Genomic DNA, 256 nt, shown 5'->3' on the forward strand with positions numbered 1-256 from the left:
CCACGCCCAGCCACTGCTTCTGCACACCCATCATTTCTTCCCCCACCATAGCTCCCTCACGTATTCATCAGCAGGCCATCAGGCCCACCACCACAAACCCAACAAGGCCAGCGGCGCCAGCGCAGCCGCTGCACGCGCTGCCCAGCGCGGCGCAGCCGCAATCCACAGCACGGCGACCAAGGCGCCGGCCGATATCCAACCCAGCCAGGCGACCACCCCCACGGTGGCACCCCAGCCGCCCACGCTGGGCAGCACG

Annotated in this window: 1 protein-coding gene; it reads right to left on the reverse strand. The window is 68.8% G+C overall.

From position 1 onward, the window contains the following. Positions 1-78 precede the first annotated feature (78 nt). The gene (locus tag H928_RS30925) at positions 79-255 is read right to left on the reverse strand and encodes a DUF3325 family protein (RefSeq protein WP_021027276.1); all 177 of its coding nucleotides are present in this window, start codon (positions 253-255) and stop codon (positions 79-81) included. Position 256: the final 1 nt, after the last annotated feature.

It is taken from the genome of Comamonas sp. B-9, from assembly GCF_000410635.1.
Taxonomy (GTDB): domain Bacteria; phylum Pseudomonadota; class Gammaproteobacteria; order Burkholderiales; family Burkholderiaceae_C; genus Comamonas.